Origin of the sequence: Thalassospira sp. B30-1 (assembly GCF_015767575.1) — a bacterium.
Taxonomy (GTDB): Bacteria; Pseudomonadota; Alphaproteobacteria; order Rhodospirillales; family Thalassospiraceae; genus Thalassospira; species Thalassospira xiamenensis.
Genome location: NZ_CP065232.1, coordinates 4409011 through 4428573 on the forward strand (window position 1 = coordinate 4409011; position 19563 = coordinate 4428573).

Genomic DNA, 19563 nt, shown 5'->3' on the forward strand with positions numbered 1-19563 from the left:
AATACTTCGCCATGACCAATGCCGTAATTGCCGGATATGTCCGGTCACCTTTCACCCCGGCACGCAAAGGTGCCCTTGCCAAGGTCCGTCCTGACGATCTTGCTGCACAGGTTGTCAAAGGTCTGGTGGATAAAACCGGGATCGATCCCAACACGATAGAGGATCTGGTTCTGGGCTGCGCCTTTCCGGAAGGCGAACAGGGGCTTAACGTTGCCCGACTGGTTACTTTTCTTGCCGGTCTGCCGCGTTCGGTCGGCGGTGTTACGGTCAACCGTTTCTGCGGATCATCCATGCAGTCGATCCATCAGGCAGCAGGTGCAATCGCGATTGGTGCCGGTGACGCCTTCATCTGTGCCGGTATCGAAAGCATGTCGCGCGTGCCGATGATGGGCTTCAACCCGATGCCAAACCCGGCCCTGTATAAGGAAATGCCCGAGGCATATATGGGCATGGGTGACACAGCAGAAAACGTCGCCACCAAATACAGCCTGTCGCGCGCCGATCAGGAAGCCTTTGCCGTGGAAAGCCACAAAAAGGCCGCTGCGGCACAATCCGCCGGTAAATTCGTTGACGAAATCATTCCGATAGAAGGCCCCGATGGCACAATCGCCGAAGATGGCTGCATTCGCGGCGACACCACAGCCGAAGGTCTGGCCGATCTGAAACCGGCCTTCAAGGCGGATGGCGTTGTGACCGCGGGCACATCCTCGCCGCTGACCGATGGCGCATCGGCCGTTCTGGTCTGCTCCGAAGAATATGCCAAGAAACACGGCCTGACCCCGCTGGCACGGATCAAGTCCGTCGCGGTTGATGGTTGCCTGCCGGAAATCATGGGAATCGGGCCGGTTGGCGCCTCGAAAAAGGCGCTGGCACGTGCTGGTATCAAGGCATCCGACCTGAATGTCGTTGAACTGAACGAGGCCTTTTCATCGCAGGCAATCGCCAGCATTTCCGACCTTGGTCTGGATATCAAAACCGTCAATATCGACGGTGGTGCGCTGGCCATCGGGCATCCGCTGGGCGCAACGGGCGCACGTATTGTTGGCAAGGCAGCCGCCCTTCTGAAACGTGAAGGCGGCAAATACGCACTTGCCTCGCAATGTATTGGCGGGGGTCAGGGGATCGCGACCATTCTGGAGGCGATGTAATGACCAACATCAAACAGGTCGCCGTTATCGGCGCCGGTGTTATGGGGGCCGGGATTGCCGCCCATATCGCCAATTCGGGCACGCCCGTTCTGTTGCTTGATATCGTTCCCGAAGGATCAGAAAACCGCAACGCGGTGGCCGAAGGTGCGGTTGCCAAGATGCTGAAAACCGATCCGGCCCCGTTCATGTCCAAACGTGTCGCAAAGCTGATCACGTGCGGCAATATCGAGGACGACCTTGATAAGCTGGCCAAATGCGACTGGATCGTCGAGGCCGTCATCGAACGCCTTGATATCAAGCAGGATCTATACCGCAAAATTGATGCGGTTCGAGCCAAGGGATCGGTTGTCTCGTCAAACACCTCGACCATTCCGCTTGCCACACTGATTGATGGCATGGGCGACGGGTTTGCGCAGGATTTCATCATCACGCATTTCTTCAACCCACCGCGCTATATGCGTCTGCTGGAACTGGTCGGATCAGACGTCACCCGAAACGGTGTCATCGATATGGTCGCGAAATTTGCCGACCATAAACTGGGCAAGACCTGTGTCATCTGCCATGACAAACCGGGCTTTATCGCCAACCGCCTTGGTGTCTACTGGATTCAGGCCGCCATGGTCGAAGCCATGGACCGGGGATTGACTGTCGAAGAAGCCGACAGCGTCATTGGTCGCCCGTTCGGCATTCCCAAAACCGGTGTCTTTGGCCTGATGGATCTGGTGGGTCTGGATTTGATGCCGCATGTCCAATCCAGCATGGCCGGTGCCCTTGATAAATCCGATCCGTTCCACGCGATTTACCGCGAAAGTGATCTGGTCGGAAAACTGATCGCGGATGGCTATACCGGTCGCAAGGGCAAGGGCGGCTTTTACCGTCTGAACCGCGAAGGTGGCGAAAAGGTCAAGGAATCCGTCAATCTTCAGACCGGTGAATTCGCCAAATCGGAAAAAGCCCGCCTTGAAAGCGTTCGTTCTGCCGGTAAAGACCCGCGCAAAATGATGGAAGCAAAGGACAAGGGTGGCCTTTATGGCCGTGCCGTGATGGCCAAAACCCTTGCCTATGCTGCCTTCATCGCCGAAGAAGCCGCCAATTCGATTGTCGATGTCGATGACGCGATGAAACTTGGCTATGCGTGGAAAACCGGCCCGTTCGAACTGATGGATGCCATCGGGGTTGATACTCTGATTGCCATGCTTGAAACCGATGGTATCGAGGTCCCGGCATTACTCAAAAAGGCCGCCGGGAAATCGTTTTACAAGATCGAAGACGGCACGCTGTTCTTCCTTGGTTTTGATGGCAAATACGCCAAGGTCGTCCGCCCGGACGGTGTTCTTCTGCTTGAAGACATCAAACGCAAATCCGAACCGGTTGTCGGTAACCGCGCAGCATCGCTTTGGGATATTGGTGATGGCGTTGCCTGTCTTGAATTCCATACCAAAATGAATGCGCTTGATGCTGACGTTCTTGGTATGATCAAGACATCCATCCGGACTGTCAAAAAGCAGTTCAAGGCGATGGTGATCTATAACGAAGGCAGCAATTTCTCCGCCGGGGCGAACCTTGGTCTGGCTTTGTTTGCCGCCAATATCGCCGCGTGGCCGGAAATCGAGAATCTCGTTGAAACCGGTCAGGAAACCTACAAAGCCCTTAAATATTCACCCTTCCCGGTTGTTGGCGCACCCAGCGGCATGGCACTGGGCGGCGGCTGCGAGGTCCTTTTGCATTGTGATGCGGTGCAGGCCCATGGGGAGACCTATATCGGTCTGGTCGAACCCGGCGTTGGCCTGATCCCGGCCTGGGGCGGGTGCAAGGAAATGATCCGTCGCTGGTCGGAAAACCCGAAATTCCCCAAGGGCCCAATGGCACCCAGTGCCAAGGCATTTGAAATCATTTCGGTCGCAACCGTTGCCAAATCCGCAATGGAAGCCAAGGAAAACCTGTTCTTCCGCCCGGATGACGGCATCACCATGAACCGCAACCGTCTGCTGGCCGATGCCAAGGCGCGTGCGCTTTCCATGGTCGATGGCTACGAAGCACCCGAAGAATTCACCTATCGCCTGCCCGGCGAAAGTGCGCGGGTTGCCTTCGAGATGGCGGTTGATGGTTTCTATCGTCTGGGCAAGGCCACCGATTACGACCGTGTCGTCGCAGGTGAACTTGCCAGGGTTCTTGCCGGTGGTGACACCGACATCACCGAAGAACTTTCCGAAGATGACATTCTGGAACTGGAGCGCGAAGGCTTCATGCGTCTGGTCCGCAACGAAGGCACCATGGCCCGGGTCGAACATATGCTTCTGACCGGCAAGCCGTTGCGAAACTAGGACGAGGAGGACAGAAAAATGGCCCAATATAAAGCACCGCTGCGCGACATGCGCTTCGTCCTGACCGAACTGTTTGACTATAACGACATCAACCAGATGCCCGGATGCGAGGATTTCACACCGGATGTCGTCGATGCCGTTCTCGAAGAAGCCGCCAAGGTCTGCGAGGAACTCCTGTTCCCGATCAACCGCACAGGTGACGAGGAAGGCTGTCATTGGGATGATGGTGTCGTCACCACGCCCAAGGGCTTCAAGGAAGCCTATCAGACCTTTGCCGAAGGCGGATGGACGGGCATTGCCTGCGATCCCGTCTATGGCGGTCAGGGTGCGCCGAAAACGATCAATGCCCTGGTCGAGGAAATGATCTGTTCGACCAACCTGTCATTCGGGATGTATCCGGGTCTGTCTTTTGGGGCCTACGCCGCCCTTCACAGCCACGCCTCGGACGAACTGAAGGATAAATATCTTCCGAAAATGGTCGAAGGCACGTGGGCTGGCACCATGTGCCTGACCGAACCACATTGCGGTACCGATCTTGGCATCATCAAGACCAGGGCCGAACCACTTGAAGACGGATCCTATGCCATTTCCGGCACCAAGATTTTCATCTCGGCCGGTGAACATGACCTGACGGAAAACATCATCCATCTGGTTCTGGCCAAACTGCCCGATGCACCCAAGGGGACCAAGGGCATTTCCCTGTTCCTTGTCCCGAAATTCATGGTTGGCGACGACGGATCGCTTGGGGATCGCAACGCGGTCAAATGCGGGTCGATCGAACACAAGATGGGGATCAAGGCATCCGCCACCTGTGTCATGAACTTTGATGGCGCAATCGGGTATCTGGTCGGTGAACCCCATCAGGGCATGCCCGCCATGTTTACCATGATGAACCAGGAACGCCTTTCGGTTGGCATTCAGGGTCTTGGACTTGGCGAAGCCGCCTATCAGGGGGCGGCTGCCTATGCCCGTGACCGCCTGCAAGGCCGGGCATTGACCGGCCCGAAAAGCCCCGAAAACCCCGCCGACTCCCTGCTGGTCCATCCCGATGTACGCCGGATGCTTCTGACCGCACGCGCGACCAACGAAGGATGCCGGGCAATGGGCATATGGGTGGCGCGCGCACTTGATACCGCCAAACATCATGCCGATCCGGTAAAACGCGAAGAAGCCGACGAATTCGTCCAGCTGATGACCCCAATCGTCAAGGCCCTGTTCACCGATTGGGGCTTTGATAACACCAATCTTGGCGTTCAGGTCTTTGGCGGCCACGGTTACATCCGTGAATGGGGCATGGAACAATATGTTCGTGATGCCCGCATCGCCCAGATTTACGAAGGCACCAACGGCATTCAGGCCCTTGACCTTGTCGGGCGTAAAATGCCGGCAAAGGCCGGTCGTTACCTTCGGCGTTTCTTCCACCCGGTGCAGGAATATATCGAAGCCAACGTATCGAAGGACGGGCTTGGCGATTTCATCCAGCCACTGGCGAAGGCCTTCATGCGTTTGCAGCAGGCCACCGGTGAACTGGCCCAACGCGGCATGAAAAACCCGAACGAAGCCGGGGCCGCGGCCACCGAATTCCTGCGCCTGTTTGGTCTGGTCGCGGTTGGCTATATGTGGGCCCGCATGGCGGAAATCGCGTTGGCGAAACAGGACGACGATCCGGACGGTTTCTATAAGGCGAAACTGATCACCGCCAAATTCTATATGGAACGCATCCTGCCGCAGTCTGGCGCACTGTTCAGCGCGATGATGGCGGGGTCCGGCACCATGATGGAACTGGACGAGGATCTGTTCTGATCATGCAAACGGGCCGCATCCCTCAACCGGCATATATCGGCACAAGGAGCCTGTCGTGAATCTGATTTTCCGACTGATCCGTGTGCTGGTCTTGTCCTGGTTGCGGCCCGGTCTGCATCCGCTTGATCCGTCTGTCCTGTCATTCCGTGCATGGCCACTGGATCTGGATATCAATGTCCATATGACCAATTCGCGCTACTTCGCCCTGATGGATCTGGGACGAACCGAACTGATCCTGCGCAACGGCATCGCCAGACAGATGCTCAAACGCAAATGGCAGCCGGTCGTGTCCGGATCGACCATGCGGTTCAAGCGCGCGATCAAACCGTTTCAGCGCTTCAAACTCGAAACCCAGGCCCTTTATTGGGATGACAAGGGTTTCTATCTGGAACAGCGCTTTACCGCGAAGGGCAAAACTCTGGCACTTGGCGTTGTGAAGGCCGTGTTTGTCGGCCCCGATGGCATCGTCCCGCCCGAACAGATTTGCAGGCTGGTGGGTGCGGATGAAACGTCACCGATAATGCCCGACTGGCTTTCAGGCTGGCCGGACATGGAAACCGCCATCGAAGCACGGCTTGCCGCCTGACAAAAGAACCGGGCACAAGCCCGCGGGAGGAATTCTTATGACTTCAACTGATGCCGTCTTGCTGTCGATCACCGATCAGATCGCAACGATCACCCTGAACCGGCCCGACCGGATGAATGCACTTGATCAGTCCATGATCAAAGGATTTGGTGATGCCCTTGATCGGATCGAGGCGGACATTGCCAATATCGGCGCGGTCATTATCGAAGGATCAGGCGGCACGTTCATGGCCGGTGGCGATGTTAAGTTCTTTTATGAGCTATCAAAAAACCCGGTGGAAGAATCCCGCCCCCAGATCGAAACCATGATCAACCGGGTGCATGACATCATCATCCGCCTAACCGCCCTGCCCCGCCCTGTTATTGCAAAGCTTGATGGCGCGGTTGCCGGGTTTGGCATCAGCCTGATGAATGCCTGCGACCTTGCGGTTGCCGCCGAGGAAACCGTTTTCACACTGGCCTATATCCATATCGGCACGTCACCCGACGGCGGATCAACCCATTCGCTGCCCCGCCTTGTCGGCATGAAAAAGGCCAAGGAAATTGCCTTTCTGGGTGACCGGTTCACCGCGGCCGACGCCCACGAATGCGGTCTGGTCAACAAGGTCGTCCCCGCCGATCAACTGGCATCGGCGACGGCCAAATATGCAACCCGCCTTGCCGCCGGTCCACGCGATGCCCTTGCCCGCACCAAGGCGTTGCTCAACACCGCGCCCGAAAACGATCTGGCCGAACAATTGGAACTGGAAGCCAAAGCCTTCGCCAATTGCGCCGGAAGCCACGACTTCCGCGAAGGTGTCAGCGCCTTTGTCGAAAAACGCAGCCCGCAATTTGGCAAATCATAAGAAAATTCAGGGAAGAAAATCATGGCAAGTTTAGCTGGCAAAACACTGTTCATCACCGGCGCATCGCGCGGGATCGGCAAAGCAATCGCGCTGCGTGCGGCACGCGACGGGGCAAATGTTGCGATCATCGCCAAAACCGATGAACCCCATCCCAAACTGCCCGGCACCATTCATTCTGCCGCCACCGAGATCGAGGAAGCCGGTGGCAGAGCATTGGCCCTTAAAACCGACATTCGCGAAGAAGACCAGATCGCCGATGCCGTCGCCAGAACCGTTGATACCTTTGGCGGGATCGACATCCTGATCAACAATGCCAGTGCGATCAATCTGACCCCGACCCTGCAAACACCGATGAAGCGGTTCGATCTGATGTATCAGGTCAACACCCGGGCCAGTTTCGCCTGTGCGCAGGCCTGCCTGCCGCATCTGATGAAATCGGACAATCCGCATATCCTGACCATGTCGCCACCGCCCAACCTGTCGGCACAATGGTTTGCCAATCACACGGCCTATACGATTTCAAAATACGGTATGAGCCTCGTGACGCTTGGTCTTGCTGCGGAATTCGAAGACGAAGGTGTTGCCGTTAACTCGCTTTGGCCCGTCACCGTGATCGAAACCGCCGCCCTTAACATGATCCCCGGCCTTGAACAGGGCCGTGCGCGTAGCCCCGAAATTCTTGCCGATGCCGCGCACGCCATCCTGACATCCCCCGCACGCGACGTTACCGGTGGTTTCTTCACCGATGAAAGCGTGCTGGAAGCCATCGGGATCACCGATTTCGAAACCTATAACCTGACACCGGGCAAATCGCCCTATCCGGACTTCTTCCTTGAACTGGACCGAAACGGCAAAAACGATCCGAATGTCGCCCGGCTTCTTGAAAAACTGTCCGCGGCCCATAGAGCCTTGTCCGTTTAGATTGAAGCGATTTTGTTCGCGTTTGGCGAACGATTTTGCAAGGCACAGCGCGCAGGGCGATGCGGGGCATCGTTCAAGCGGTGTAACGCAGCGAAACGTCGCCAAACACGAACCCTTCGGGCCGGGACATTCTTCTGCCCCGCAGCGTCAAGGATCTTGACCGTAGCCCCCCGCTACGCTCTGCGATCCTTTCCTTGCAGGACAGAAGAATGTCTCCGGCAAAACGCTTCAATCTAAACGGACAAGGCTCTAATGCCGCCTGAACCCTTTTTCGTCGGCGTTGGGGAGTGTGTGCCCTGACGTCATCGGGATCTGATTTCAATCGGGATCAGGTCCCACTCGCCCGCTGAACTCGACCCGCCCTTTTGGGCGGGTTCTTTTTTGCATGCCCCCAAACCAACAAAGCACCGCCTTTATGGCAGTGCTTCATTGGGAATGCGCAAATGACGTTGAGGGTAAAACAAGTCAGCGCAAATCTGTAAATTCTTTTAGGACGCGGCGCGACGATCCAGCGACTGGCGCGGCATCACACAGCTTTTCACCGCCGGGGTCGGGCACATCATCTGTACCGACAGGGCAAGGGCCAGGTCATTGTTGCTGTGTTCACGATCCAGGAAACGCTCGGACCAAGCCTTGTCGCAGTTTGCCGACAGGAATGCACAACGCATCATGGCAAAGCCCGAAGAACCAAAACAGTTGTTCTGGCCGCTCAGATCGGCAAACCAGCTTGCAATGGCATCATGGGCCGCCTGATCAAGGATGTCCTGCATGCTTTCTTTTTCGGTTGTCGCAACGGTGTCCTGCTGCAAGGCGGTACGCAATTCGTTCACCAGACGCTGATGGGCCTGCGGATTATCAACACTGAACGAACGCAACCACGCACGCGCGGTTTCATCGATCAGGCGAGTCACAGCAGCAGATTCAAAAGCAGCGTAGGAAAAGCCTTTTGATGCGATGGTCAGATCAGTCATGTTTGCGGCCCCTTCGGGCTAAATGGCGACAATCGATGATTAACTCTTTGGTAAGGATTATGATCACCTAAAAACCGCGGCATATTTTGATTAAATCAGGGCGTTTTTGTGGCGCGACCTATGCAAGAAAATCAATGCACTATGACGAATTAGCGGGCATTTTTGCGTTTTCGTCCTTTTTGCCAGCCATAATTTGATCAAGAGGCTTGACCGGCCACGATAGAATCTTGAGTTTCTCGTCTTTTGTCAGGCTTTCGACGCCCAACCGGGACAGCTTTTCATAGATGATGCCGATCTCGATCTGGGTACGACGATCAGGTTTACGCGCGGGCAAAAGTGCCGAATGCAATGCGTTGGCAAACGGGTCCTCGATCAGGCGCAGCAACCCGTCTTTGACATCCTCATCGGGCGCTTCCGCTGTCAGGCGCGCCAATGTCGCAAGTTCTTCGGGGGATTCGGTTTCTTCGGGTGTCACAAAAAGCTTCATCCGGCGCGCCGCACGCCCGATGGCAAGGCTGCTTGACCAATGCGTCAGCCACGGTGCCAGAACAAGCCCCGCCAGAATCGGCGACAGCCACCAGAAGAAGGCCGTATCCACAAACAGCGCCACCGCCCCCCAGATAAGGCCGATCACGATGATCGTCCGATGGGTTTTCAATGCCGCCTTAAACGGTACCCCCGTATCGTCACGTTCCTGTGCATCCCAACCCACCTGATTACCGGTCAGAACCGAAAACACGAACTGCGCATGCAACATCATCATGATCGGTGCCTGCAAGGCGGAATACAGCGTTTCAAGAACACCACTCGCCAGCACCATGACCCCGCCGTATTTCTTCCGGTCACGGCCAAGGCAAACCATCAGGATCGAGATGATTTTGGGCACCACCAGCATACCGATGGTAAAGACCAGCAGCACCAGCATCTCGAACGACCGGTCAACCGGCCATTGCGGGAACATCGTAAACTGGCTGGGGAAGAAGCTATAGGTCAGTTGGGTGTTCTGCAGCGTCGCAATCGTCGAAGACAGCAACAGCAGAAGCCACAGCGGCGATGAGCCAAAGCTCATGACCCCCATAAAGAAATGAAGACGGCTAAGCGGCCTGAATCCCGGCGCAAACAGAAGCCGCGCGTGCTGCATATTGCCCTGGCACCAGCGGCGATCACGGATTGCATAATCAATCAGGTTCGGCGGCAATTCTTCCCAGCTACCTTCAAGCTGCGGGATCAGCCAGCAACGCCAGCCCGCCTTGCGCATAAAGGCGGCCTCGACAAAATCATGGCTCAGGATATGCCCGCCCATCGGCGGCTTGCCCGACAATACAGGCAACCCGCAGCAATCAATGAACGCCTGCACGCGAATGATCGCGTTATGGCCCCAATAGTTCGAACTACCCATGCACCAGAATGACAAACCCGCCGACATGGTCGGACCATGCACACGCGAAATGAACTGAAGGATACGGGCAAACAGGGTCTGGCGGCCGGTCGGCTGCGGCGGACTCTGGATGATCCCGGCATCGGGATTGTTTTCCATTAGATAGGCCATATTCACCATGGCCTCGCCCGACATCACACTATCGGCATCAAAAACGATCATGTGATCGTAATGCGTCGCATAGGTCTCGCAGAATTCCTTAAGGTTCCCGGATTTGCGTTCGGTATTTTCAGCCCGACGGCGGAAAAAGATCTTGCCGCGCGCTTTCAGATCGGCGCAGGCCTTGGCCCATGCGACTTCCTCGGCGATCCAGATATCGGGATCACGGGTATCGGACAGAACAAAGAAATCAAACGCATCGATTTCACCCGTCGCGACAAGGCTTTCATAACTTGCGCGAAGCCCGGCAAAAACACGGTCCGGGTCTTCGTTATAAACCGGGATCACCACCACATTCCTGGATCTGAGCGACCCTTTGCGCGCAATCGGCTTCAACCGTTTCAGCGTAATCGCATCCAGCCCGAACCCACGCAGGAATATCCCGACAATCCCGGTAAAGAAGGACACTGAAATCCAGGCAAAGTTGATCGTAAAGAACGCAATAACCACCATTTCCATGACGGTCAGCTGGTCGGCCCCCAATACATCGGCCATCAGCCACGCGGCATAGGCGGTCGCAAAAATCGATGCGCCAAACAGGAAAATGCGCCGTGATCCAACACCCGGCCCGCGCAGTTTGACTGTCGGGTCAAGGTCATCCTCGTTGACACCATGATTGGCTGCGCTATCAGGCATAGGATCGGAAATCCGGCTCATAAGGTTTTACTTTTCCCTGAATTCAACTTGCGACTGTCGGGCAAAACGCACCACACGGGCAATTGTGCCCGCGGGATTCGGGCCAAAGGCGTTAAAACACCCACGGCATCGTCCAGGTTTCACTCAGCACCCTGTCGTCATATTGCAGGAAGGCCCGTAAATTTGAACTTTGGGCGTCACCTGTCCCAATCAGATCAAAGATCACGCGAACCCCACCGTTTTCCGAATCCTTCATGATACGGACATTGCGTATTTCGGCATTGGACGCGCTGATATTGGCTTTAAGATTGTCGAGGTCAGCCAGATAATATTCAAGCTCTTCACCGGCAAAATTCAGGATGAAACGGGTTGCCGCCTGCGCGTCATCACCCTCAGACTGGATACGCATGATGCGCGTATCTGTCGCCTGTGACAGCTTGTGCAGGTCGCTTCCATCCTGTGTTGCCGCAATCTTATATTCGAATGTCAGCTCGGTTCCCGCCTCGGGCTTGTTCTGCGGGACCCAGAAGGCAACAATATTGTCGTTACCTTCGCTCGGGCTTGGTATCTCGACCAGTTCAACATGCCCTTTGCCCCAATCGCCTTTTGGCGTCACCCAATATCCCGGCTGCTGATCGAAACGGGTATCGAGATCCTGATAATGGTCAAAGTTCCGGTCACGCTGCAAAAGCCCGAAGCCGCGCGGATTTTCATCCAGGAACGAACTGATTTGCAGATTTGCCGGATTATCAAGCGGCCGCCAAAGCCATTCATTTTTACCGTTATTGATCAAAAGACCATCACTTGAATGAACTTCACCACGATAATCATCAAGGCGGCGGCGCTTCTGTTCGCCATAAAGGAACATGCTGTTCAATGGCGCAAGGCCGATCTTTTCGACACGATCCCGGAAGAAAAGCGTGCTGCTGACATCAACTTTGCTGTTGTTACCCGGGCGAATATCAAACCGATAGGCACCGGTTACGCGCACGCTATCAAGAAGCGCAAATACCGTGATCGTGCGCTCGCCTTGTTTGGGCGCCACGATCCAGAATTCACGAAATACCGGGATTTCTTCGCCGGACGGACCGGCAAGATCAATGGTCAGGCCGCGCGCCATCTGCCCGGCAACCTGATCACGCCCCAGAATGCGGAAATAGGAAGCGCCAAGGAAGGTCGCCAGTTCATCACTGCCTGCAACATTCCCCAACGGATACCGCAGACGGAAACCGGCATATCCCTGTGTCGAGAAATCATTACCCGAAAGGCCGGTCTCGCCAAAATCGAACAATCCCGCAGAATAGGGAACAGCCTGCACCTGACCTTCACGAATAAGGTTTATGGCAACCGGCACGTCATACATGTTGCCCGGATGATAAAGGTCCAGTGCGAAACCCGAATTCGCCTGACTGAAAAATGCTTTCTCGGATTTAAAGCGGATCTTCGCGTAATTATCGGAGCTAAGATTTGCCAGTGCTTCGGGCAGCTCACGATGCGGATTCTCGAACGGTTGTTTTGCAAGATTGCGCGCCCGCTCGATCACCTGTGCGGGATCAAAGGCCACTGGCACGGAAACCGCCGGTTTTTCAGCCGTCTCTGGTGCCGCCGCACCCTCAGCAGGTTGCACAGGATTTTCAGCAGAATTATCAGCAGGGGTTTGGGCACTATCCGCCGCCGGCTCTGTGCTTTCTGCTGCCGGGCTGGCCGTTTCGGCCTGTACGGGTACAGCAGGCTGCTCGCCTGACGAAGTTTCGGTCGTAGTGCTGCTATCCTGCGCGTGTACCGGGCCACTCGCCCCAAACGTTAAAAACCCCGCCAGCGCAACCGCAAGCAGAGCATGAACCGAGACACTGGTGACACGCTTTTGAAATCTGTACATATTTCCCGTCTGAGTTTTCCAACTGATCGGCGATTTTCCCGCCAAAGATGTTTTGCTTAAAGAACGGGGCAGCAATGTGACAGCATATTGATAAGAATCCGGTGCTGCCAGCATTTCAAATTCCGCATCTTGCGTCTTTACGCTTTTCCGGCCCAGACTCAAAGCAGCATTTTTGCATGGGCTATCCCCCTGAATTGCGGTGATTTCCATCTTGACGAACCGAAAAACATTAGCAGATCAAAATATCGGATTTTCATAAGAATTAAGGCCGGTCAAATTAATGACCGGCCTTTGCACCAGATGAATTAAGGGGAGCTCATCTGAATTGAGGATGGGAAGATTAATATCCGACGGCACAACCGTCTTTTCGCGGATCAGAACCGGCAACATATCCGGCATCGGTTTTCGCGATAAGCTGCGCACCACCAAAACCGAAATTGGTGCTATCGGGGGCCTCAACCTTGATCGCGTGCCCCTTGGTTTTCAGGGCATCGATCACATCCGCCCCGACCGAGGCCTCAACGGCAACCTCAAGCCCGGAAAGCGCCTGCCAGCGCGGCGCATCTGCCGCCGTTTGCGGGTCCTGCCCCCAAAGCTGGGTCCGAAGCGTCATCTGCAAATGGCCCTGTGACTGCATCGGGCCGCCCATCACGCCAAAGCTCATGACCGGGTTGCCGTCGTCCCCCATCAGGAAGCCCGGAATGATCGTCTGGAACGGGCGTTTTCCGCCTGCCACCTGATTGGGATGACCGTCTTTCAGGGTGAAACCGAAACCACGGTTTTGCAGGCTGATTGATGTGCCCGGCACAACAACACCGGACCCGAAACCCATATAGTTCGACTGGATGAACGACACCATCATGCCGCTTTCATCCGCCGCCGTGACATAGACCGTGCCGCCATGCTTTGGCGCACCGGCCTTGAAATCCTGCGCCTTGTTGGCATCAATCAATGCCGCACGCGATTTCAGGTAATCATCGGACAGCAGATGTTCGACCGTCACATCACGCATGTGATCCAGATCGGCAACATATTCATGCATATCCGCAAAGGCCAGCTTCATCGCCTCGATCTCAAGATGCAGGGCCTCGACCGAGTCCGGTGCATGATCGGCAATGTTGGTATGACGCAAAATACCAAGCGCAATCAGGGCTGAAATGCCCTGTCCGTTTGGCGGGATTTCATGCAGCTTGACCTTGCCAAAGCTTTGCGAAATCGTTCCGACCCAGTCGGTTTTATGATTTCCAAGGTCCTCTTCGGTCAGGACCGCACCATTTTCCTTGGCAAAAGCCGCAATTTTGGCCGCCAGCCGCCCGCGATAGAAACTCTCGCCACCGGTCTCTGCGATATCTGTCAGGCTTTCCGCAATCGCACGGTTGATGAACAATTCACCCGCCTTCGGTGCCTTGCCACCGGGCAGAAACGCCTCGGCAAAGCCCGGTTGCTTGCCCAAAAGATTGCCGCCCTTTTCCCAAAGGGTTGCAATGATCGGGGAGACGGCAAAACCACGGCTAGCATATTCGATGGCTGGCTCGAACAGTTTTTCAAACGGCAGTTTGCCAAACTTGTCGGAAATTTCGCGCCAGGCCGAAACGGCCCCCGGTACGGTCACAGATTCCCAGCCGCGCTGCGGCATGGCATCCGCCCCGGCAAAGCGTTCCGGCGACCATGCCGCGGGCGCACGACCAGATGCATTAAGCCCATGCAGCTCCTTGCCATCCCAGATGATCGCATAGGCATCCGAACCAAGCCCATTGCCGGTCGGCTCAAGCACCGTCAATGCAATGGCAGAAGCCAATGCAGCATCGGCCGCATTCCCGCCCGCCAGCAACATGCGCAAACCGGCCTGTGCCGCCAATGGCTGGGATGTCGATACAACATTGCGCGCAAGCACCGGTGACCGGCGTGAGGCATAAAGCGCGTCATGACGAAGTTTCATTGGAGTCTCCTGATCGGCTTAATCGCCGTCCTGTTCATCGGTGGCGGGACGGTTCTTTTTACGCATTTTAAGGATGGAACGGACACTGAAGATAACCGACAGCAACGCCGCCGCCAGAAGGACGGCTGAAATCGGTCGGGTAAAGAAAGTCATCCAGTCGGGATCACTCATCAATGCCCGACGCAGATTGGTTTCGGCAATCGGCCCCAGGATCACACCCAGCACCAGCGGTGCCAGCGGATAATCAAGGCATTTAAGGCCATAACCAACCAACCCGATAATCCCCAGAAGATACAGGTCCGTCACACGGTTATTAAGCGCAAACGCCCCAATAACGCAGCAAATGATGACGGTCGGCACGATGAACTGTTTGGGGATGTCGGTCACCCGCAGGAACAGGCGCATGGAAGCGACACACACCACCAGCATCATCAGGCTTGAAACGATCATGGCAATGAACATGCCATAGGCCAGATCGGCATGATCCATGATCAGGCGCGGGCCGACCGAAATGCCATGCACCATCAATGACGCCATCAGAATGGCATCCACCGCAGAACCGGGGATACCAAGCGCAATCATCGGGATCAGGCCGCCACCCGCCGTGGCAGAGTTACCCGCCTCGGACGCGACCACACCATCGGCGCAGCCTTCGCCGAATTTTTCCGGGTTTTTCGAACTGCGTTTGGCCTGATCATAGGCCAGCAGATTGGCGATCGATCCACCCGCACCCGGCAACGCCCCAATCAGAACCCCGATCATCGATGACCGGAACAGATTGACCGGTGCCATCAGGACTTCGCGCATGACTTTCCATGTCTTGAAGTCGATCACATCGGGGATCAGCGCCTGATTGGCCTTCTTGCCATGAATTTCCACTTCGCTCAGAAGCTGGCTGATCGCGAAAATACCAATCAGCACCACAAGGAACGGCAAGCCCGGCATCAGAAGATCGGTATCAAAGGTCAGGCGCGATTTGCCCATCATCGGGTCCGGGCCGATGGTCGCAATGCCAAGGCCAATGACGCCCGCGATCAAACCACGGATTAACGAATTCCCGACAAGGCTGGCAACAATCGTCAGCGCAAAGACGATCAGCGCGAAATATTCCCACGGGCCAAGCTTGACCGCAATCAGCGCCAGCGGCGGGGCGGCCACGATCAGAACGATGGTCGAAATCACCGTCCCGAAGAACGATGCCCATACACCCAGTGAAAGGGCCCGGCCCGGTTCCCCCTTGCGTGCCATCGGAAAGGCATCAAAGGTTGTGGCAACCGAACTTGGTGTTCCGGGAATCCCCAGAAGGGCGGCACTGATCAGGCCACCGGTATACCCACCAACATAAACCGACAGCATCACCGAAACACCCTGCAACGGCTCCATGGCAAAGGTCAGCGGCAGCGTCAGAATGATTGCCATTGTCACGGTAAAACCGGGGATGGCCGCGGCAACAATCCCGGCAACCGACCCGATCAGCATGTATGTCAGGGTATCAAAGGCAAATACCTGATGGGCCCCGGCAAGAAACGCATCCAGCATAATTTAAACTTTCCCGCCTAACCCGCGAACAGAACGCCGCGCGGTAAGAACACATTGAAAACTTCTGCAAACAGCAGGTTCAACCCGACCGAAAAAATCAGGGCGGCGATGATGGACTGCATGACCGTGCGTCGCGAAACACCCGCAATCATCAACTGCGCAATCAGCAGAAAGACAAAACTCGCAAGCGAAAACCCGGTCCACGGCAGAACGCCAAGATAAACCGCAAACAGCGCAAACAGGCCGATGGATACCCGACGCACATAAAGCCACTGGGTAAAGGCAGCCCCCACACCCGCAAGACCACCCGCCCGCACGATTTCAATGATCGAACGAACAGCCGCAATCAGGCAAAGCACCGCCAGCAGGGCAAAAACAAGCTTCGGGAAGGTGCCCGCCCCCAGCGGTTCCCAGCGTGACGTCGGCAAACCGGCCGCCATCGAGGACAGAACAACAGAAACGCCACCAAAAACGATATAGGAGATCAGCCGCGCCAATTCGGTGCGGGCGCGCGAAGCAGCGGATACACCTGTATCCGCTGCTGCTGCCTCCGTCACCTTGACGGTCATCCTTCGAGCTTGCCTACAAGCTTCGCGATGGTCGCATTAAGCTTTTCAAGATAGGCGCTGTATTTTTCCTGACCATAGAACACCGGATCGGCACCGGCATTTTTCATCAGCTTGATCACGTCTTCGCGCTGCATGACCTTTTCGATATGGGCTTCAAGCGCATCAACGGTTTCCTGCGGCGTCCCTTTCGGCAGAACCACACCACGCGTGATCACCAGCTCGGCATCCATGCCAAGTTCCTTAAGCGTCGGAACGTCCGGTGCATCATCGGTGCGTTCTGCGGTGCCAACGGCGGCATAAACCAGATCGCCATTGTCGACGAACTGCTTGGCAGATGAAATATCGCCAATTGCGATATCGATGTTACCACCCATCAGCGCACGGATACGCTCACCCGTATCGGTGTAACCGACATAGGAAAACTGAAGCCCCATGGCTTCTTCGATCATCGCGATATGAACATGCGGAATCCCGCCCAGCGTCACACCGGCGCGAACGGCACCCGGATGCGCCTTGGCATAGGCGACCATTTCTTCGAAGTTCGAAAAATTATCGTTCTTCGAAAGCGTCAGATACTGCGGCGACGATGCCACCAGTGCGACGGGGATAAAGCTGTCCCAGTTAAGCTCGGTAATTCCGGTCTGGCTCGATACCAGAAGACCTTCGTGAATCTGCGAAATGGTATAGCCATCTGCCGGACGTTTGGCGAATTCGGCAAGGCCGACATTGCCACCCACGCCGGGCATATTGATGACAGGAATGGCCTGTCCGGTTTCTTCGGCAAGGCCCTGTGCAACGATACGCATCAACGTGTCACTGCCGCCACCCGGCCCCCACGGCACGATGAATTCAATCGGTTTTTCGGGATAGCTCTGCGCCTGCGCGGGTGCGGCAAAGGCAGCAGCCATCAAACCGGCGGCTACGGCAATCTTGCGGAACATATGTTCTGCCTCCTGATGAGATTTGATACCTGAGTCTGAACCAATTTATATTTGGTTTGTTCATTTTGTCGCCATATTGTTGGCATTCTTGCATTTGGTTCGCAACTATTAAATCTGATTAATCGTGATTAATTGCCAGATTAAGCTGCTTAATGGCGCAAAACATTTGCCAACTACGACCAATCAGAGTTAGTACCAATACACCTAGATAGTCATTATTGGTTTGGATTGGTTCATCATGATTGAAATCGAAGGCACCATGAGCCTGTATCTGCTGTGGGGTGCGGCAATGCTGTTTGCCGGCATCGTTGGCGGCATCATGGCCGGGCTTCTGGGCGTCGGCGGCGGTATCGTCATTGTGCCGGTGCTGTATCATTTCCTGACCACCATGGGTGTGGATGAAAGCCTGCGCATGCAGGTTGCCGTCGCCACCTCCTTAACAACGATTATCGCCACCGCGATTTCATCCACCCGAAGCCACTATAAAAAGGGTTCGGTCGATATCGCCCTGCTTAAACACTGGGGCCCGGCAATTGTCGTCGGTGTTCTGATTGGCACCGCGATTGGTGGCTTTGCCGATGGCCGGGTTCTGACCATCGTGTTTGCCGTCGTCGCCCTGCTGGTTGCCGCCAATATGATTCTGGTCCGGGATCGCGAAACCGATACCCAGAAAAACCCGCCAAAATCCGTCTGGGCGATACTGGGTGTGATCGCGGGCAGCCTGTCGGCGATGATGGGGATCGGCGGTGGCACGATCTGCGTACCGGTATTAAGCTTCCTTGGATATGACATCCGCCGTGCGGTGGGCACATCGGCCGCAATCGGCCTGATCATCGCCCTGCCCGGCACCATTGGTTATGCCATGTCCGGCATTGGTGTCGACGGACGCCCGCCCTTCTCGCTGGGCTATGTGAACGTGCTGGCCGCGGCCCTGCTGATCCCGATGACGGTTCTTTTCGCACCGGTTGGCGCACGCATCGCACATTCCATCCCAAGGCGGGCCCTTCGCATCTGTTTTGGCCTGTTTCTGGCCATCACATCATTGCGCATGTTCTATGATCTGATTTCCTGATATCTGATTGGGATTGATGCTGTTCCGGGCTGACGAAACCGCAAGGGTGCAACATGCGGGCAACAGGCCGGAACAGATAAGATTTAAACGTCCAGATAACGATAAAAAACGCCATGAATGACATAGCAACCCAGGGGTTGGCAGAAAAGCTGAGAACAAGCTTCGCCGCGGGAGAATTCGTCAAGGACGGGCGCGTCATCGCCGAACGCGAACTGGCCGAACAGCTTGATGTCGGGCGCCGCGCGCTGCGCAAGGCATTGGATCAGCTTGAATCTGATGGCCTGATCTGGCGTCGTCAGGGTCAGGGCACCTTTGTCGGCACCCCGCCAACACCGCGCCTTCGCAAACTCGAAGGACTGGCCACCCGAACAAGCCCGTTTGAAATCATGGAAGTCCGCCAGGAGATCGAGCCATCCATGGCCCGGTTTGCCGCCCTGCGTGCATCACAGTCCGATATCGACACCATGCGCACCATGGTCGAAAACGCCGCCAAAGCCCAAAATCAGGGCGAATATGAAAAATGGGACGCGGCCTTTCATCAGAAACTGGCCGAAAGTGTCCGCAACACCCTGTTTCTGGCGGTGTTCGAAGCCGTCAGTGCCGTCCGCCGCGAAGCCGCATGGGCGCGTATGCGCGAAAGCAGCCATTCCGACCGCCTGATCAATGATCTGAGCACCCAGCATCGCGAGATCGTCGATGCCATAGAACAGCGCGACCCCAAACGCGCAGAAGACGCCATGCGCCGTCATCTGGTTCAGGTCGAACAGGCCCTAAAGCAAATCTGACCGGAAATC

General features: G+C 55.9%; 15 protein-coding genes. 8 read left to right on the forward strand and 7 right to left on the reverse strand.

Translation table 11 applies throughout. The features are described 5' to 3' along the window. Positions 1 to 11 precede the first annotated feature (11 nt). Genes IT971_RS20500 through IT971_RS20525 form a run of 6 tightly spaced genes read left to right on the forward strand, consistent with a single transcriptional unit; the run spans position 12 to position 7626 of the window. Positions 12 to 1148 (forward strand): thiolase family protein, encoded by a 1137-nt coding sequence (locus IT971_RS20500; RefSeq protein WP_063092421.1) that lies wholly within the window; start codon positions 12 to 14, stop codon positions 1146 to 1148. Further along, positions 1148 to 3472: a 3-hydroxyacyl-CoA dehydrogenase/enoyl-CoA hydratase family protein gene (locus tag IT971_RS20505; protein WP_063092420.1), complete on the forward strand. Its 2325-nt coding sequence runs from the start codon at positions 1148 to 1150 to the stop codon at positions 3470 to 3472. The genes IT971_RS20500 and IT971_RS20505 overlap by 1 nt, the downstream gene beginning before the upstream one ends. An 18-nt stretch (positions 3473 to 3490) precedes the next feature. After that, complete coding sequence (locus tag IT971_RS20510) at positions 3491 to 5275, forward strand: acyl-CoA dehydrogenase C-terminal domain-containing protein (protein WP_063092419.1); 1785 nt, start codon at positions 3491 to 3493, stop codon at positions 5273 to 5275. A 55-nt stretch (positions 5276 to 5330) separates the two neighbouring features. Next, positions 5331 to 5861, forward strand: coding sequence for a thioesterase family protein (locus IT971_RS20515; protein WP_063092418.1), 531 nt, complete (start codon positions 5331 to 5333; stop codon positions 5859 to 5861). Between the two features lie 37 nt (positions 5862 to 5898). Further along, positions 5899 to 6705: an enoyl-CoA hydratase/isomerase family protein gene (locus tag IT971_RS20520; protein ID WP_063092417.1), complete on the forward strand. Its 807-nt coding sequence runs from the start codon at positions 5899 to 5901 to the stop codon at positions 6703 to 6705. A 21-nt stretch (positions 6706 to 6726) separates the two neighbouring features. Next, positions 6727 to 7626: an NAD(P)-dependent oxidoreductase gene (locus IT971_RS20525; RefSeq protein WP_063092416.1), complete on the forward strand. Its 900-nt coding sequence runs from the start codon at positions 6727 to 6729 to the stop codon at positions 7624 to 7626. A gap of 488 nt (positions 7627 to 8114) precedes the next feature. Here the strand turns inward: IT971_RS20525 and IT971_RS20530 are convergent, their stop codons facing one another. The 7 genes from IT971_RS20530 to IT971_RS20560 form a co-directional block, all read right to left on the reverse strand. Next, positions 8115 to 8597, reverse strand: a complete 483-nt coding sequence (locus IT971_RS20530; protein WP_063092415.1) for a hypothetical protein — start codon at positions 8595 to 8597, stop codon at positions 8115 to 8117. Between the two features lie 139 nt (positions 8598 to 8736). After that, the gene (gene mdoH, locus IT971_RS20535; protein WP_230729274.1) at positions 8737 to 10830 is read right to left on the reverse strand and encodes a glucans biosynthesis glucosyltransferase MdoH; all 2094 of its coding nucleotides are present in this window, start codon (positions 10828 to 10830) and stop codon (positions 8737 to 8739) included. A 112-nt stretch (positions 10831 to 10942) separates the two neighbouring features. After that, positions 10943 to 12709, reverse strand: a complete 1767-nt coding sequence (locus IT971_RS20540; protein WP_223304902.1) for a glucan biosynthesis protein — start codon at positions 12707 to 12709, stop codon at positions 10943 to 10945. 340 nt (positions 12710 to 13049) lie between these two features. Next, positions 13050 to 14648, reverse strand: a complete 1599-nt coding sequence (locus tag IT971_RS20545; RefSeq protein ID WP_063092413.1) for a gamma-glutamyltransferase family protein — start codon at positions 14646 to 14648, stop codon at positions 13050 to 13052. A gap of 18 nt (positions 14649 to 14666) precedes the next feature. Continuing rightward, complete coding sequence (locus IT971_RS20550; RefSeq protein ID WP_007088644.1) at positions 14667 to 16187, reverse strand: tripartite tricarboxylate transporter permease; 1521 nt, start codon at positions 16185 to 16187, stop codon at positions 14667 to 14669. 17 nt (positions 16188 to 16204) lie between these two features. Continuing rightward, a complete protein-coding gene (locus IT971_RS20555) occupies positions 16205 to 16756 on the reverse strand; it encodes a tripartite tricarboxylate transporter TctB family protein (protein ID WP_063092412.1) in 552 nt (183 codons plus the stop codon). Next, positions 16753 to 17697, reverse strand: a complete 945-nt coding sequence (locus IT971_RS20560; RefSeq protein ID WP_063092411.1) for a tripartite tricarboxylate transporter substrate binding protein — start codon at positions 17695 to 17697, stop codon at positions 16753 to 16755. Before IT971_RS20560 ends, IT971_RS20555 begins: the two co-directional genes overlap by 4 nt. A 238-nt stretch (positions 17698 to 17935) precedes the next feature. On the opposite strand from IT971_RS20560, the gene IT971_RS20565 reads away from it, so the two are divergent. Continuing rightward, positions 17936 to 18769 carry a sulfite exporter TauE/SafE family protein gene (locus tag IT971_RS20565; protein WP_037988410.1) on the forward strand — a complete coding sequence of 278 codons (834 nt, stop codon included), beginning with the start codon at positions 17936 to 17938 and terminating at the stop codon, positions 18767 to 18769. Between the two features lie 113 nt (positions 18770 to 18882). Further along, positions 18883 to 19554, forward strand: a complete 672-nt coding sequence (locus IT971_RS20570; protein ID WP_063092410.1) for a FadR/GntR family transcriptional regulator — start codon at positions 18883 to 18885, stop codon at positions 19552 to 19554. The last annotated feature ends 9 nt before the right edge of the window (positions 19555 to 19563 follow it).